Annotated in this window: 9 protein-coding genes; all 9 read left to right on the top strand. The window is 34.7% G+C overall.

Features of this window, described 5'->3' with window-relative positions; translation table 11 throughout:
- The first annotated feature begins 63 nt into the window (after positions 1-63).
- The 9 genes from HQN62_RS17425 (at position 64) to HQN62_RS17385 (ending at position 13018) form a co-directional block, all read left to right on the top strand.
- Positions 64-1455 (top strand): UDP-glucose 6-dehydrogenase, encoded by a 1392-nt coding sequence (locus HQN62_RS17425; protein ID WP_173505312.1) that lies wholly within the window; start codon positions 64-66, stop codon positions 1453-1455.
- 319 nt (positions 1456-1774) lie between these two features.
- Positions 1775-3058 (top strand): nucleotide sugar dehydrogenase, encoded by a 1284-nt coding sequence (locus HQN62_RS17420; protein ID WP_173505311.1) that lies wholly within the window; start codon positions 1775-1777, stop codon positions 3056-3058.
- 158 nt (positions 3059-3216) lie between these two features.
- Entirely contained in the window at positions 3217-4263 is a 1047-nt protein-coding gene (rfbB, locus tag HQN62_RS17415) for a dTDP-glucose 4,6-dehydratase (protein WP_173505310.1), read from the top strand.
- 295 nt (positions 4264-4558) lie between these two features.
- Complete coding sequence (locus HQN62_RS17410) at positions 4559-5029, top strand: UpxY family transcription antiterminator (RefSeq protein WP_173505309.1); 471 nt, start codon at positions 4559-4561, stop codon at positions 5027-5029.
- A 384-nt stretch (positions 5030-5413) separates the two neighbouring features.
- A complete protein-coding gene (locus tag HQN62_RS17405; protein ID WP_173505308.1) occupies positions 5414-7939 on the top strand; it encodes an SLBB domain-containing protein in 2526 nt (841 codons plus the stop codon).
- Positions 7940-8063: 124 nt separating this feature from the next.
- Complete coding sequence (locus HQN62_RS17400; protein ID WP_173505307.1) at positions 8064-9134, top strand: Wzz/FepE/Etk N-terminal domain-containing protein; 1071 nt, start codon at positions 8064-8066, stop codon at positions 9132-9134.
- Between the two features lie 230 nt (positions 9135-9364).
- The gene (locus HQN62_RS17395) at positions 9365-10660 is read left to right on the top strand and encodes a nucleotide sugar dehydrogenase (protein WP_173505306.1); all 1296 of its coding nucleotides are present in this window, start codon (positions 9365-9367) and stop codon (positions 10658-10660) included.
- A gap of 15 nt (positions 10661-10675) precedes the next feature.
- Positions 10676-11881 (top strand): L-2-hydroxyglutarate oxidase, encoded by a 1206-nt coding sequence (lhgO, locus tag HQN62_RS17390; protein WP_173505305.1) that lies wholly within the window; start codon positions 10676-10678, stop codon positions 11879-11881.
- Positions 11882-11884: 3 nt separating this feature from the next.
- The gene (locus HQN62_RS17385) at positions 11885-13018 is read left to right on the top strand and encodes a DegT/DnrJ/EryC1/StrS family aminotransferase (RefSeq protein ID WP_173505304.1); all 1134 of its coding nucleotides are present in this window, start codon (positions 11885-11887) and stop codon (positions 13016-13018) included.
- Positions 13019-13021: the final 3 nt, after the last annotated feature.

Raw genomic sequence — 13021 nt, 5'->3', positions numbered from 1 at the left:
TAGCGGATTTCAGAACGCAGAACGCAGAATAAAGAATAAAGAATTGAGAAATAGAACAACAATATGAAAATTACAAAAATTTGTTGCATCGGGGCAGGATATGTTGGAGGACCAACCATGGCCGTTATAGCGCAAAAATGCCCTCACATTCAAGTTACAGTTGTAGATCTGAATACAGAAAGAATTGCGGCATGGAATGATGAGAATACGGATAATATTCCAATTTATGAGCCTGGATTGGATGCTATTGTTGCTGAAGCCAGAGGGAGAAACTTATTTTTTTCCACCGAAGTGGATAAGGCAATAAACGAAGCTCAAATTATTTTTATATCGGTAAATACGCCTACAAAAACCTACGGGAAAGGAAAAGGTATGGCTGCTGATTTGAAATATATTGAATTGTGTGCCAGACAGATTGCCAGAGTTGCCAAAAGCAATAAAATAGTTGTGGAAAAATCTACTTTACCAGTTCGTACTGCCGAGGCTATTAAAAGCATTCTTGACACTACCGGAAATGGAGTGCAGTTTCAGATTCTGTCAAATCCAGAATTTTTGGCCGAAGGTACTGCAGTTCAGGATTTATTAAATCCAGACCGTATTTTAATAGGGGGAGATACTACAGAAGAGGGACAAAAAGCAATTCAAGCTTTGGTTGATGTGTATTCTAATTGGGTAAGCCCAGAAAAAATATTGACTACCAATGTTTGGTCCTCCGAGTTATCCAAATTGACAGCTAATGCTTTTTTGGCACAAAGGATTTCATCTATCAATGCTATGTCTGAGCTTTGTGAAAAAACAGGAGCCGATGTCAATGAAGTTGCTAAAGCCATAGGAATGGATAGTCGTATAGGACCTAAATTTCTGAAAGCTTCAGTGGGATTTGGTGGTTCATGTTTTCAAAAAGACATATTGAATTTGGTATATATTGCAAAATCTTATGGACTGAATGAAGTAGCCGATTATTGGGAACAAGTAATTATTATGAACGACCATCAAAAACGTCGTTTCTCGAATAACATCGTGCAAACATTATACAATACTGTTGCCGATAAAAAGATTGCTTTTTTGGGTTGGGCTTTCAAGAAAGACACCAATGACACCAGAGAATCTGCGGCAATATATGTGGCTGATGATTTGATTAACGAACAGGCCAAAATTGCGGTTTATGACCCCAAAGTGTCTCGTAAAAAGATACTTTCAGACTTGGATTATTTAGAAACAAGAACGGCAGTGGAGAATGCAAAAAGCATATTTACTTTTGATGATCCCTATTTATCTTGTGAAAAAGCACATGCTATCGCAGTACTTACGGAGTGGGATGAATTTGTAACTTATGATTGGCAAAAGATATATGATGGGATGCAAAAACCCGCTTTTATTTTTGATGGAAGAAATATATTGAATAAATCGGAATTGGAAAGTATTGGTTTTGTGTATCAGGCAATAGGTTCTTAATGTTCTTAAAGTATACTAAAAAGATGTATAGAATTTTCTTTTTTTATAGTATTGGACATCACCAAAAACAGTGATTTTTAGCTTTAATTTGCTATTGTTGAAAAAAGATTTTTATTGACTATTAGTTGTTTACAATTTTAGTTTATAAAAATCTTTTTTTTGCATTGTATGGGGCTTATTTTTGATTCAAACGGATTCTTATTTTTTGTACCTTTGTGAGCTTAATTCGGAGGAAAGTTGTGTAGCATTTATGGAAACATATTTCTAATCACTCTGTTTTAATGAATAGGACTTTTAAAACCAACAATAGTTTAAGAAATTGAATAAAGACATAAAAATTGCAGTAATAGGTTTGGGTTATGTTGGTTTGCCTTTGGCTCGATTATTTGCTACCCAATTTTCAGTTGTAGGTTTTGATATTAATACATCAAGAGTTGAGGCGTTACAGTCGGGAACCGACAGTACGCTTGAAGTTGATGATGAAACTTTGCAAAAAGTTTTGATTTCAAAACCAAGCAATGAAAAAGGATTGTATTGTTCTTCACAAATAGCCGACATCGCCAATTGTAATTATTATATTGTTACAGTTCCTACTCCAGTAGACAAAAATAATCGACCCGATTTAATCCCATTATACAAGTCCAGCGAAACAGTAGGGTCTGTTTTGAAAAAAGGAGATATCGTTATTTATGAGTCGACCGTTTATCCAGGTGTTACCGAGGAGGAATGTGTACCCGTTTTAGAAAAAGTTTCGGGATTGCAATTCAATGTCGATTTTTTTGCGGGCTATTCTCCAGAACGAATTAATCCAGGTGATAAGGAACACACAGTAGAGAAAATTTTAAAGATAACTTCAGGATCCACACCTAAGATTGGGCAAAAAGTAAATGAATTGTATCAATCGGTTATCAAAGCGGGAACACATCTCGCGCCTTCCATAAAAGTGGCTGAGGCAGCCAAGGTAATCGAAAATTCCCAAAGAGATATCAATATTGCTTTTGTCAATGAATTAGCCAAAATTTTTAATCTTTTAGACATTGATACTGCTGCTGTACTTAAAGCGGCGGGTACCAAATGGAATTTTTTGCCATTTAAGCCGGGTTTGGTTGGTGGACATTGCATAGGAGTTGATCCCTATTATTTAGCCCAAAAAGCTCAAGAAAAAGGGTATCATCCGGAAATAATTTTGGCTGGACGTCGTTTGAATGATAGTATGGGCGAATATGTGGCTTCGCAAGTAGTGAAGCTAATGATTAAAAAAGGAGTGACTATCAATGGTGCTCGTTTGTTAATGCTGGGAATTACTTTCAAAGAAAATTGCCCTGATGTTCGGAATACGAAGATTGTTGATGTGATAAAGGCATTAGAAGATTATGGAATTCAAGTGACTATTTTTGATCCTTGGGCCAATCCTGCTGAGGTGCAACACGAATATGGTTTAACAATGGTAAATGATGTTGCAAAGACTAGTTTTGATGCAATAGTTTTGGGTGTTGCCCATACAGCGTTTTTGAATTTGGACATTAATTTGTTGAGGGAAAAATGTAGCGTGCTTTATGATGTTAAAGGTATTTTGACGGATGGGGTTGATGGGAGGTTGTAGGGTTTTGAGTGGTGAGAAGTGGGTTGTGAGTAGTGAGTTTAAAAAAGTCGGAAAAAACAATGGCAATGTCAATTTGAAAAGAAAATGGAATAAAGATAACAGTTGGCAGAATTCAGAAAGCAGAATACAGAGAGCAGAAAAACAGAAAATATAAAAAAATGAAAAAGATACTTATTACAGGAGGAGCGGGGTTTATTGGTTCACATGTCGTAAGACGATTTGTGCAAAATTATCCAAACTATCAAATATTTAATTTGGATGCCTTGACGTATGCCGGGAATTTGGAAAATATCAAGGATATTGAGAATGAACCGAATTATACTTTTGTAAAAGGAGATATTACCAATGAAAGCTTTATCGATACATTGTTTCAAAATCAACAGTTTGACGGAGTGATTCATCTCGCTGCCGAATCGCATGTGGATCGCTCTATTGAAGATCCTTTGGCTTTTGTGAAAACCAATGTGATTGGAACGATGAATTTATTGAATGCGGCCAAAAAGCAATGGTTGGGGAACTTTGAAGGCAAGCGTTTTTATCATGTGAGTACCGATGAGGTTTATGGTTCGCTAGGCGCTGAAGGGTTATTTACAGAAACTACTGCTTATGATCCTAATTCACCTTATTCGGCCTCCAAAGCGAGTTCAGATCACTTTGTGAGAGCTTATGGGGAAACATACGGATTGCCGTATGTAATTACTAATTGTTCCAATAATTACGGACCTTTTCATTTTCCTGAAAAATTGATTCCCTTGTTTATCAATAATATCATCAACAATAAGCCATTACCCGTTTATGGAGATGGGAATTATACTAGAGATTGGTTGTTTGTAAAAGACCATGCCGTGGCTATCGATTTGGTTTTTCACGACGGTAAAAATCATGAAACTTACAATATTGGAGGTTTTAATGAATGGAAAAACATTGATTTGGTTAAAGTATTGTGCCAAATTATGGATCAAAAGTTGGGGAGAACTACAGGTGAGTCGGCTCAATTGATCACTTACGTGAAAGACAGACCAGGTCATGATTTGCGTTATGCCATTGATGCATCCAAAATTAACACCCAGTTGGGCTGGAAACCATCGGTTACTTTTGAGCAAGGATTGGAAATTACCATTGATTGGTATTTGAATAACCAAGATTGGTTGAATAATGTGACTTCTGGGGCTTATGCTTCTTATTATGAGAAGCAGTATTCGTAGGATTTTGTGAATAGTGAATGGTAAGAAGTGAATAGTTAGAAGTACCTCTCGACTGCGCTCGAGGTGACAAGTGAGTTGTGGGTTATGAGTTATGAGTTGTGAGTGCTAATAAGAAATTCAGTATCAAAAAAAAACATTGTATTTTTTTAAAATTTTGTTTTGAAAAGAAAAATATTTAACGATTACGGGGGGTAACTCCCCTCTCGAGAGGGGTTGGGGGGTGTGTCTTGTATGGATGTGGATTTTTAAAAGAGATTGAATTACGTATATAAAGGAATTAATAAGAGAAAAAAAAATGAACTGGTACGTAGTTTACACCAAACCCAAGTGGGAAAAGAAAGTTGCGGAACGGTTGACTGAAATAGGGATTACAGCCTATTGTCCTTTCATCACTAAAGTTAGACAATGGTCGGATCGCAAAAAGAAAATAGAAGTTCCGTTGTTTAATTCCTATATTTTTGTTCAAGTCAATGAAAAGGAACGAAATGTTATTTTTGAGATTCCTGGTGCGATTCGTTATTTATTTTGGTTAGGAAAACCTGCCATTGTAAAGGAAAATGAGATTCAAGCGATACAAGATTGGTTGAATGTACCGGAAACTTTTGAAGTCATGGTAGACAAATGGCAAAAAGGGGATAAAATAGTATTGGAATCAGGGCCATTTGTAGCACAATCGGCCATAGTTCAAGAAGTAAAACAGAATCATTATGTACTCGTCTTGGAGTCTTTAGGATGTATTCTTAAGGTCGAAAAGAAAATAAAATGATTATTTTTTATACAAAGTATAGTCACGCCAAACAGATTAAGGTATAAAAAAAGTGATTATTGTTTTTAATTATTTGATGGTGAGTCATTTGTGTTGTTTTTAGTTTTTGATTAAAGTTTTGAATAAAAACAGCAAATCAATGCAGTAAAAAGAGGGAAAAATCCTTTTTTTTAGTATAAATTTGCAAATTATTAAAAATCGGTGAACCAAATTGGGACTCACTGTGGCGAAGCCGTGTAAAGGACTGAAAAATGGATTGTGATTTGTGTGGAGTGAGTAGAGAAGTATCATTAAATAATTTGCAAAAGTAAATTACGTAATTATTACGTAAAAAATATAAAATTTTAATTTATTAAGCTATAATATCCAAAATAGTATTCAAATATGAAAAAAATAATTACAGCAATTGTCCTTTTAGTGGCTCTTTTTCAGAGTTCTTCTTTGATGGCTCAGGATATTTTAAAAGGGAATGACTTAAGCACCGTAAGAGTAGATTATTTATCCGATGGGGATATTGCCAAGATAAAATCACAATTGCAAAGTAATAATGTATCCATTGATCAAGCGGAATCTATGGCGTTATCAAAAGGTATGAGTGCTACAGAATTTGCCAAATTGAAAAAACGTTTGGCTCTTCCGGAAGCGGCCAAAGCGACGACAGATAAAAAAACAAGCAAGAAGAAATCAAAAGATTCTGAGTCGGAAGATGAACAAGATGATAGTGAAGATACCCAACGAAAACAGGAAAAAATAGAAAACAAGAAGGTAAAAGACAGTTTGAATTCGCTTGTTTTTGGTTCGGAGTTGTTTGATAACCCCACCTTGAATTTTCAACCCAATTTGAAGTTGGCTACGCCCGTAAATTATGTTTTAGGGCCTGGAGATGAATTACAAGTGAGCGTAAACGGTGTACAAGAGTTTGATGATAATGTACCTGTATCTGTGGAAGGAAAAGTCAATATCCAATACGTTGGACAAATTGCTGTGTCAGGTATGACTATTGAGGCGGCCACTCAAAAAATAAAAGGAGCCATCGCGCGAATCTATAGTACGGTGCGTTCGGGACAATCTCAAGTTAGTGTAAGTTTAAGCCGCATTCGTACCATTAAAGTAACGATTATCGGAAGTAGACAACCCGGAAATTATTCTATCTCCTCTTTGGCGACGGTTTACAACGCTTTATTTTTGGGCGGAGGTCCCGGGAAAAATGGAAGTTATAGAAACATAGAGTTGATTCGAAACAATAAGGTCTATAAGAATATAGACATTTACCGTTTTTTGGTGAGTGGCAATCAATCGGATAATGTTGGTTTAAAGGATAATGATGTTATTCGGATTCCGGCTTATGTCAATCGAGTTACGGTTGATGGACAGGTAAAGCGTCCCGGGATTTTTGAAATGAAAAAAGGGGAGCATTTTTCTGATTTATTAAATTTTGCTTCGGGATTTAATGAATTTGCTTATACCGCGTCGGTAAATGTTTTGCAAAAAACAGGGAAAGAGTTTAAGGTGGCTGATATACAAGCGGCGCAATACGGCAGTTATACTCCTTTGAATGGTGATGTATATCGTGTTTCGAAAATTTTGAACCGTTTTGAAAATCGTATCATCATTGAAGGAGCTGTTTTTAGACCGGATACTTACTCCTTTTATGAAGGAATGCGTTTTTCGGATTTGGTTCGACAAGCCGAGGGACTAAAAGAAGATGCCTACAAGAAAAGGGCTATAATTGTGCGATTGAAATCTGATCTGACCACTGAGATAGTCAATGTCAATTTGGAGAAAGCTTTGTCTGGCGACATGGATGCTGATATTGCTTTGCGTAAAGAAGATAAAGTAACGGTATATTCAATTTTAGACTTTAGAGAAGAGTATAAAATAACGATAGATGGTGAGGTTAAAATGCCTGGGGTTTATGATTATCATGATCGTTTGACCTTGAATGATCTATTGATTGAAGCAGGAGGTTTAAAAGGTTCTGCATCCAAACATGTTGAGGTAGCCCGTATGATTAAATCGGATACCATTAATGATACTGATCCCAACCGTTCTACATTGTTTAATCTTGAAATTACTGCTGAATCTAACGAACAAATAAAAAACTTTGTATTAGAGCCTTATGATGTAATTAATGTTAGAAGAATGGCCGTGTTTGAAAAACCAGAAATGGTAAAAATAACAGGGGCAGTTGCCTATACTGGAAAGTATGTTCTGGCCAGTAAAAAAGAAAAAATTTATGATGTCATTCAAAGAGCAGGCGGATTGACCTCTGTAGCTGATTTGGACGGTGTAAAGATTAAGAGACCTATCAAAGGCAAACAAATTGAAGATTTGGAGAATGTGAGTATGAATGTGAGCTCCAAAATTAGTGATGTTGAAAGTGATCAATTAAAAGCAGGTGATAAAAATAACGGTTCGGGTGTAAAATCGGATACCATTCAAAATAAATTGGCTAAAAAATTATTGGAAGAAAAGAAATATGCTACAATTCCAGTAGATTGGAGAAAAATCATTAAAGATCCTTCCAACAATACCAACATAACTCTTTTGCCGGGAGATGAGATAGAAGTAGCTACTTATAATGAAAGTGTAAAAATAACTGGAAATGTGCTTTTGACTTCTGAGATACCTTACACCAAAGGGAGAAGTTTTAATTATTATTTGGATGCGGTAGGAGGATTGGATGCCAGAGGGTGGAAGAAAAAAGCGTATGTGATTTATCCAAATGGTAAAGCGGCGGTTTCCAATTCCTTTTTATTGTTTTTCAGAACCTATCCAAAAGTATTGCCAGGGTCACAAATAGTAGTGCCCGAAAAACCATTAACCAAGAGAATGTCAACTGGAGAATGGGTTAGTATTGGGGCTATAATTACTACTTTGGGAACACTTATGGTTACTGCTTTTAAATAAAGTTGTAGTAGGTTTTGAGTTTAAAAGTTTAAATTGTTTAAAGATTTCAGAATAAAGAATAAAGAAAGCAGATAGCGGTTTTCAGAAAACAAATTTCGGAAATCAAAAAATAGAAAACAGAAATATGGAGAAACAAATCCCTAATGATGAGATTTCGTTAAAAGAGCTTATTGAGAAAGGAAAGGAATGGTATGCTTATTTGCTATCGCAATGGAAAATCATACTATTGGTCAGTGTGTTAGGAGCTGCTTTGGGGTTAACGTATTCTTTCATTAAAAAACCAGTTTATACTGCAACATTGTCTTTTGCTCTGGAAGATGAGAAAAGTGGTGGAGGTGGATTGGGAGGAGCACTTGGATTAGCCAGTTCGTTAGGGATAGACCTTGGCGGAGGTGGAGGGAGTATCTTTACAGGATCGAATCTAACCGAGTTATTCAAATCCCGTACTATGGTGGAACAGACCTTGATGACTCCAGTTACGGTAAATGGAAAAGTAATTTCCTTGGCCGAGATGTACATACAAATTAACGGATGGAGAGAAGATTGGGAGGACGAACCAAAGTTTAAGAATGTACAGTTTATACCTGAAACCAAGCGTAAGTATTTCACTCGGGTACATGATAGTATTTTAGGTGAGATGTATAAAGAATTATCAAAAGAAGGACTTTCTGTTGCTCAAAAAGATAAAAAAATAGCCATTATTTCTATGGATGTGGCTTCGAATAATGAATTATTTTCCTTTTATTTTTGTGAAGCATTAGCTAAGCAAGTAGGTAAATTCTATGTGACTACTAAAAGCAAAAAAGCTCGTATGAATATGGAAATTTTGGAACGTCAAACTGACTCTATTCGTTCGGAACTCAACGGTGCCATTACTGGAGTAGCCGTAGCCAATGACAATACTTTTATGTTGAATCCAGCACTCAATGTACGACGCACTCCTTCTGCTCGCAGACAAGTTGATGTACAGGCGAATACGGCTATATTGACCGAATTGGTCAAACAATCCGAAATGGCTAAAGTTACTTTGCGTAAGGAAACGCCTTTAATACAAGTAATTGATCGTCCTATTTTACCATTATCAAAAGAACGTTTTGGAAAAGCTAAAGGCTTAATAATGGGATGGTTTTTAGGGTGGTTTCTAATAATGTTGTTCCTGATCGTAAGGAGATTACTGAAAAATTTGAATTTGTAGCTGATTTTACAATTGAAAATTAAACAGTTAAATTAATGTAGCCAATATTTTAAATTAATTATTTTGACTTATTTCATATTGGTTTTTTTTAATAAAGAATGGACTAAGTGATATGTTGGAATTTAACCAAAGTTGGAAAATCAAATTTTTATGATACAATGTCTGTTTTTTAATGCTGAAAGAGAAAATTGCATTAGAGAATTTTTTAAATAAATCACTATAAAATTAATATGTCAAAACTAATAGATTCATTTCTTAATAAAGAAAAAATTATTTCAGTAACTGGTTTAGGTTATGTTGGTTTGCCTCTCGCTTTGGAATTTGCTAAGCATTTCAAAGTGATAGGTTTTGATATCAATGTATCCAGAGTAGAATTGATGAAAAAAGGAATAGACCCTTCGAAAGAATTAGATACTAATGCTTTTGAAGACTGCGATATTGTGTTTACTTCTGATGTGGAGGATTTGAAAAAAGCCCATTTTCATATAGTCGGAGTGCCAACAGATATAGATGAGAATAAAGTGCCAAATTTGAATCCATTATTAGGTGCCTCTAGAAGCGTTGCTTCTGCCCTTAAAAAAGGGGATTATGTTGTTTATGAATCTACTGTCTATCCGGGCTGTACTGAAGAGGATTGTGTTCCCATATTGGAAGAAATTTCAGGACTTAAAGGGGGAATAGATTTTAAATTTGGATATAGTCCAGAACGTATTGTTCCTGGTGATAAAGTTAAAACTTTAACCAATATATTAAAAATTGTTTCAGGGAATGATGAAGAGGCTTTAGAAATGATTTCTGATGTATATGGAAGTATTATTAAAGCCGGATTACATAAAGCCGAGTCAATAAAGGTTGCGGAAGCTGCAAAAGTTATAGAAAACACCCAACGGGATATAAATATTTCTTTGATGAATGAATTGGCAATTATTTTTGATAAAATGGGGATTGATACCAAAGCGGTAATTGAAGCGGCGGGAACGAAATGGAATTTTCATAAATACCAACCAGGTCTAGTGGGAGGACATTGTATTAGTGTTGATCCATTTTATTTGATGCATAAAGCCAAACAATTAGGTGTTGATCCACAAGTTATTGCAGCCGGAAGGAGAGTGAATGATTTCATACCTAGTTTTATTGCTAAAAGAATTGTACAAGCTTTAATTGAACAAGATAAAAATCCTGGTAAATCTAAAGTTCTTGTTATGGGAGTTACATTTAAGGAAGATGTAGCAGACATTAGAAATTCAAAAGTGGTTGATTTGATAAAAGAGTTAATGGATTATTCGATTCATGTGCATGTTATAGATCCCCATGGATGTCCAAATGAATTGGCTCATGAATATGGAGTAACCCTAATTGATGAACCAGTCGGATTATATGATGTTATCGTTTTAGCTGTTGGACATAATAAATATGTTAAAATGAATGTTTTGGATTTTCAAAAGTTATCCAAGGATGAACTTTTTATGTTTGATATAAAAGGAGTGATGAATCCTAAAGAATTTAAAAATTATTGGAGATTATAATCTAAAGGAATTGATTTGAAAACAGATTTTATTATTATAGGAGGGGGGATTGTAGGACTTTCAACTGCATATCAACTAAAGAAACAAAATCCTCTATTAAAAGTTATTATTTTAGAAAAAGAACCTAAAATCGCTTTGCACCAAACAGGTCATAATAGTGGAGTTATTCATTCTGGAATTTATTATAACCCAGGGAGTTTAAAAGCTATAAATTGTAAAAAAGGATATGATCAATTGATTCAGTTTTGTAATGAAAATGAAATTAAATATGATCTTTGTGGTAAAATAATTGTGGCAACAGAGAAAGAGGAATTGTCAATTATGTCAGGTATTTATGATAGGGGTATTGCCAATGGACTTCTGGGAATTAAAAAAATAAACGCTCAAGAAATTAAAGAAATTGAGCCCCACTGCAGTGGTATCTCGGGAATTTGGGTTCCCCAAACTGGGATTATAGATTATAAAGAAGTTTCACAAAAATATTTAGATTTATTTATAGAATTAGGTGGTCTTATATTTTACAATCAAGAGATCAAAGGTTTTTTTTCAAATAATATTGATGGTAAAAATATAGTTGAAACAAGTCAAACTGAATATTTTTGTCAAACTGTTATTAATTGTGCAGGACTCTATTCTGATAAAATAGCAAAAATGACCAATAAAAGTCTTGATGTTCAAATTTTGCCTTTTAGAGGAGAATATTTTAACATTAAAAAAGAAAAAGAATATTTAGTTAAGAATTTAATTTATCCGGTGCCCAATCCTAATTTCCCTTTTTTAGGTGTTCATTTTACACGAATGGTTCATGGAGGTGTTGAAGCAGGTCCTAACGCGGTATTGGCTTTTGCTAGAGAGGGATATACTAACAAAATGGTTAATTGGAAAGAGCTTTTTGAAACTTTGGGGCATTCTGGTTTTCAAAAAGTTGCTTTAAAATATTGGAAAGATGGTATGTATGAGATGTACCGTTCCTATTCAAAAACAGCATTTACAAAGGCATTACAAAGATTAATTCCAGAAATTCAAAAAGAGGATTTAGAAGTAGGTAATGCTGGAGTTCGTGCACAAGCCTGTGATAGCAAAGGAAATCTCTCTGATGATTTTTTGATTTTTGAAGATAGCAATATAATTAATGTATGTAATGCTCCATCGCCTGCTGCAACATCATCGTTAGCGATAGGTGAAAGTATAGCTACTTTAGCTTTAAAAAAATATAAATAAATTATGAAGAAACCCATTCAAATGGTGGATTTAAAAACGCAATACCACCACATAAAAGAAGAAATCGATAATGCCGTAATTGATTGTATTGGTAGTACTGCTTTCATCAACGGTCCTGCCGTAAAAGAATTTCAAACAAGTTTGGAAAAGTATCTTAATGTAAAGCATGTTATTCCTTGTGCTAATGGTACAGATTCGTTGCAAATAGCCATGATGGCACTTGGACTTGAAAGAGGTGATGAAGTAATTTGTCCTTCTTTTACATATGTAGCAACTGCAGAAGTTATCGGATTACTTGGTTTAATTCCAGTGATGGTTGAAGTAGATGAAAACACTTTTAATATTACTGCTGAAATTATTGAAAAAGCAATTACGCTGAGAACTAAAGTAATTGTGCCAGTTCATTTATACGGTCAATCGTGTGATATGGAACCAATTATGAAGTTGGCTAATAAATACAATTTGTTTGTTATTGAAGACAATGCTCAAGCGATTGGAGCTACTTATACTTTCTCCGATGGGCGTACTGCAAAAACAGGAACGATAGGACATATCGGGAGTACTTCTTTTTTTCCTTCAAAAAATTTAGGCTGTTATGGTGATGGAGGAGCGTTAATGACTAATGAAGATGAATTAGCTCAAAAGATGCGGATGATTGCCAATCATGGACAAGAAAAAAAATATTATCATAAGGTTTTGGGATGTAATTCCAGATTGGATACTATACAAGCGACTATTCTTAATATTAAATTAAGGCATTTAGATAATTACAGTCAGGCGCGTAATCAAATGGCTTCTTTTTATGATACTGCTTTTGCAGCTATTGAAGAAATTCAAGTTCCCAAAAGACAATCAAACAGTACACATGTTTTCCATCAATATACCTTGAGAATTAAAAATGGTAAAAGAGATGAATTGCAAAAATTTCTATCTGAGAAGGGAATCCCTAGTATGATATATTATCCACTTCCATTATACAAGCAAGAAGCATTTCAACAATTTGTCAATTCAGATTTTAAATTAGACGTAACAGAAATTTTATGCAACGAAGTAATTTCATTGCCTGTTCATACCGAAATGGAACTAGAATCAATGGAATATGTATGTAGTCAGGTAATTTCTTTCTTTAAAAGCTAAAAT

The sequence above is a fragment of the Flavobacterium sp. M31R6 genome (assembly GCF_013284035.1).
In the GTDB taxonomy this organism is placed as follows: Bacteria; Bacteroidota; Bacteroidia; order Flavobacteriales; family Flavobacteriaceae; genus Flavobacterium.
The sequence above is the reverse complement of the archived record's forward strand: the minus strand, read 5'-3'. Positions and strand labels throughout refer to the sequence as shown.